The sequence below is a fragment of the Streptacidiphilus neutrinimicus genome, assembly GCF_000787815.1.
Lineage (GTDB): Bacteria > Actinomycetota > Actinomycetes > Streptomycetales > Streptomycetaceae > Streptacidiphilus > Streptacidiphilus neutrinimicus.
In genome coordinates, this window is sequence record NZ_BBPO01000171.1 from 1 (window position 1) to 3,387 (window position 3,387).

The window sequence follows — 3,387 nt, forward strand, 5'->3', positions numbered from 1 at the left end:
AGCCGATCCGCTCGGCAATCACGGTCGCGGGCATCGTCGGGGTCTGCTGCAGCAACTCGCGGATCCGCTTCTCGACCGCGTCGACCACCGAGCCCTTCGCCGGCCGCTGGTACTTCGGGGGCCGGTCGTTGCCCAGGGCCCGTTTGACGGTGTTCTTCGAGATGCCCAGGTGCCGCGCGATCGCCCGGATCGGCATCTGCTCGGCCCGGTGCAACCGTCGGATCTCTGCCCAGTCCTCCACGAGGATCACCCTTCCCTCCTGACCTTGATCAACAAGGCCAGGATCAGGCGGCACCACGTGGGTCACTTTTGATCCGCCGTCAGAGGGTCCGCGTTCAAACGACGCCAACGGAGGCTGCCTCTGGGCCACCAAGCTTGGCGCACTCGGCGCCCGAGGGCGAGGGCACCGCGTTCCGCCTCTCGGGTGTCGTCGAGTTCGCACGCAAAGCTGGCTTCGAAGACGTCGACCTCGACGACAGCGAGTTCGTCTCCTGGCGCGGCGGAGGTGCCGACGGCCAGGGGCGCGGGACAGCCCTTCCTCGGGTGAAGCGCTGGGCCCGCTCAGCCCTCGTTCAGCGAGCTCATGTGGAGGCTTCCTGCCGCCAACGCCCGGGCGGGAGTCCGATATGGCGACGGAACGTCGCGGCGAAGGCGTTCGGCGAGCTGTATCCCGTGCGGCGGGCGATCTGCTCCATGGTGAGTTCGTTGGCCAGCAGGTATTCGCGGGCGAGGGTCAAGCGCCAGTCCGTCAGGTACTGCATCGGCGTCTGTCCGAGCGCGCGTTCGAAGTTACGGGCGAACGACGGGCGGGACATTGCGCTCACGGCCGCGAGTTCCGGGACGGTCCAGCTGTGGCCAGGATCCTCGTGCATCGCCTGGAGCGCTCGGCCCAGCCGTGGGTCCTCGGCGGCACGGTACCAGCGCGGTGCGCTCGGATTGTCCTGGTAGGAGGCTCGCATGACCAGGACGAGCAGAACGTCGAGCAGCCGGTCGAGCACGGTCTGCTGCCCGGGAGCCGAGTGCATGAGCTCGCGTGAGATGAGTGAGACCACGTCGTGCACCTGATCATGTGCGGACGGCCGGATGACCAGCATCGGCGGCAGTGCCTGGATGAGGCTTCGGCCCACGTCGCCTGCCAGGCGGTAGGCACCGCACAGGAAGACCGTTGCGTGGGGATCGTCGGCATCATTCCCGGCTCCCGTGGCCCAGAACTGCTCGTGGGTCGTGCATCTCTCGGGAGTCGGCTCATCCGCGAGGTGATGATCTCGACCGCCCACGACGATTGCGAGGTCACCCGGCAGCAGGCGTTGGGCTGCGGCGGGATCGTCAAGCCATAGCCATGCGTGGCCGCGCAGCACTGTGTGGAGTGAGAGCTGAATGGAGGCGGGCAGCGTCAGTCCCCAGGGTGGACGGGCGACCGAGCGTGCGAAGACCGCGCCGGACGCGCGCGCCCTCACGAGATAGTCATGCAATAGGTCCACATATTGAGCGTATCGCGTCGCAGATTGAGAGTCATGCGCATTGATTAGCTCATCCATCGCCGTAGGCTGACTGTATGAACGAATCAGATCCAGTGGTCCTTGTGCTCGGTGCGACGGGCAAGACCGGTTCTCGTGTTGTCGCCGAGCTGGTCAGTCGGGGGGTGGCGGTCCGTACCGCGACCCGGTCCGGTGCCGACGTCTCGTTCGACTGGAGCGACCGTGGCACCTACGCGCCCGCCCTGAAAGCGGTCGATCGCGTCTACCTGATCGCCCCGGTGATGCGTCTGGACTTTGCCGAGGACGTCTCGGCGTTCCTCGACGAGGCCGAGGCCGCGAGGGTGGAGCATGTGACGTTCGTGAGCGCGTACGGCATGGAGAACGCGCCACAGGAGGTTGCCACGCGCGGCGTCGAACTGGACTTGATGGGTCGTCGCGGATTGGGCCACACCATCCTGCGTCCCGCGTGGTTCATGCAGAACTTCAGCGAGACGTTCTGCAGGCCGGTCGACGGCGCGATCGTCGTGCCCACCGGCAGCGGAGCTGAGGCGTTCGTCGATGCCGAGGACGTCGCAGCCGTCGCGGCGACCACGCTGGCCGACCCGGCCGCCCACACCGGCGCGGCCTACGACCTGACCGGCCCCGAAGCGCTGACCGTCACTGAGGCCGCCGCGATCATCAGCGAGGCCACCGGTCGGACGATCGTGCACCACGAAATGGACCGTGAAGCCTGGGTCGCCGGTGCGATCGCGGACGGAATCCCCCCGGAGTACGGCGCGGTGCTGCGGCAGCTCACCGAGACGATCGCGTCCGGCAACGGGGCCCGCCCCAATGACGCCGTCAAGCAGATCACTGGCAGGCCACCGCGCACGTTCCGCGACTTCGCCCGCAAGAACACCGCAGCGTGGAAGGACACCTCGAAGTGATTGATCACGTCTACATCTCGGTCACGGACATCGACAGGTCGCTGGGCTTCTACCGCGAGGCACTGAAGCCCCTTGGCTGGCGCGAGTTCGGGAACTACGACGCCGCGTCCGGCCCCGACGGCGTCCCGGACCTCTTCGGTCTCGGCGACGCGACGTACGTTTCGGGCACCGGGGTCGGGTCCAGTATCTGGCTGCGTCGGCGCCAGCCTGGTGAGACGGGCCTGTACGTCGGCATCGTGTGTGACAGCAACGAGGCCGTGGACGCCGCCTACGCGGCCGCGATCAACGCCGGTGGCATCGACGACGGCAAGCCCGCGGACCGCACCTACTTCGCCCCCGGCTACTACGCCGCCAACGTCGCCGACCTCGACGGCAACCGGCTGGAGTTCGTGCACAAGGCCTGGAACTCCAAGCGCTAGCCACGCTCCGCGACGGCCCTGCGAACCGGCGGGCCGACCGAGGCGTTCGGCTAGGTTGCTCACTTCGCCCCTCGCCCGGGGCCAACCAGGCGACTGGCCCTGCTCTCAGCGCGATTGCCCGCGGAGCGTGCCAGAAACCTGGACAAGCGCTGCCCGCGGTACGTTGTCACACAGCTTCGAGTTGCACGCCGTCGCGGTGTTGCGGTCCCCGTGGCCCGTAGTCGACTTCGGCCCCGTGGTTGCTGCTGGCGGCCACGGGCGCGGGGCAGTCGTGGGGGTCCATGACCGACTCGATGAAGATCATCTTGTCGTTCGGCGCGCTCAAGGCACTCGCCAGATCGTCGGGCGTCTTGGCGACGAAGGACCGAGCCGTGGTCTCCGGGCAGAGCACCTTCGGCAGGTCCGCCAAGGCCCAGGTGGCGATGTCGTTGTAGTGCTCGTTCTTGCCGAGGTAGCCGCGTTTCGATGGTGTATCCCCCGTTGTTGATCAAGAGGATCACTGGCTTGTGGTCGTGGTGCAGGATCGTCGACAGCTCTTGAGCGGTCTCCTGGAACGAGCCGTCG

General features: G+C 67.4%; 5 protein-coding genes and 1 pseudogene. 2 read left to right on the forward strand and 4 right to left on the reverse strand.

Features of this window, described 5'->3' with window-relative positions; translation table 11 throughout:
* Positions 1–250, reverse strand: a 250-nt coding sequence (locus TR48_RS38255) for a helix-turn-helix domain-containing protein (RefSeq protein WP_042375573.1), incomplete at its 3' end; no start/stop codon positions are given.
* Between the two features lie 331 nt (positions 251–581).
* A complete protein-coding gene (locus TR48_RS38260) occupies positions 582–1,481 on the reverse strand; it encodes an AraC family transcriptional regulator (RefSeq protein WP_042375574.1) in 900 nt (299 codons plus the stop codon).
* A gap of 74 nt (positions 1,482–1,555) precedes the next feature.
* Between TR48_RS38260 and TR48_RS38265 the strand changes: the two genes are divergently transcribed.
* Positions 1,556–2,404, forward strand: coding sequence for an NAD(P)H-binding protein (locus TR48_RS38265; protein ID WP_042375576.1), 849 nt, complete (start codon positions 1,556–1,558; stop codon positions 2,402–2,404).
* Positions 2,401–2,823, forward strand: a complete 423-nt coding sequence (locus TR48_RS38270) for a VOC family protein (protein ID WP_042375577.1) — start codon at positions 2,401–2,403, stop codon at positions 2,821–2,823. The genes TR48_RS38265 and TR48_RS38270 overlap by 4 nt, the downstream gene beginning before the upstream one ends.
* A 166-nt stretch (positions 2,824–2,989) precedes the next feature.
* On the opposite strand, the gene TR48_RS46175 is transcribed toward TR48_RS38270, so the two are convergent.
* Positions 2,990–3,232 (reverse strand): thiamine pyrophosphate-dependent enzyme, encoded by a 243-nt coding sequence (locus TR48_RS46175; protein WP_236652528.1) that lies wholly within the window; start codon positions 3,230–3,232, stop codon positions 2,990–2,992.
* A gap of 46 nt (positions 3,233–3,278) precedes the next feature.
* Positions 3,279–3,387, reverse strand: a pseudogene (locus TR48_RS46950) (thiamine pyrophosphate-dependent enzyme); the annotation flags it as partial.

Excerpts from the sequence above, each read along its gene's own strand:
- TR48_RS38265 (WP_042375576.1), top strand. The coding sequence starts at position 1,556 with ATGAACGAATCAGATCCAGTGGTCCTTGTGCTCGGTGCGACGGGCAAG.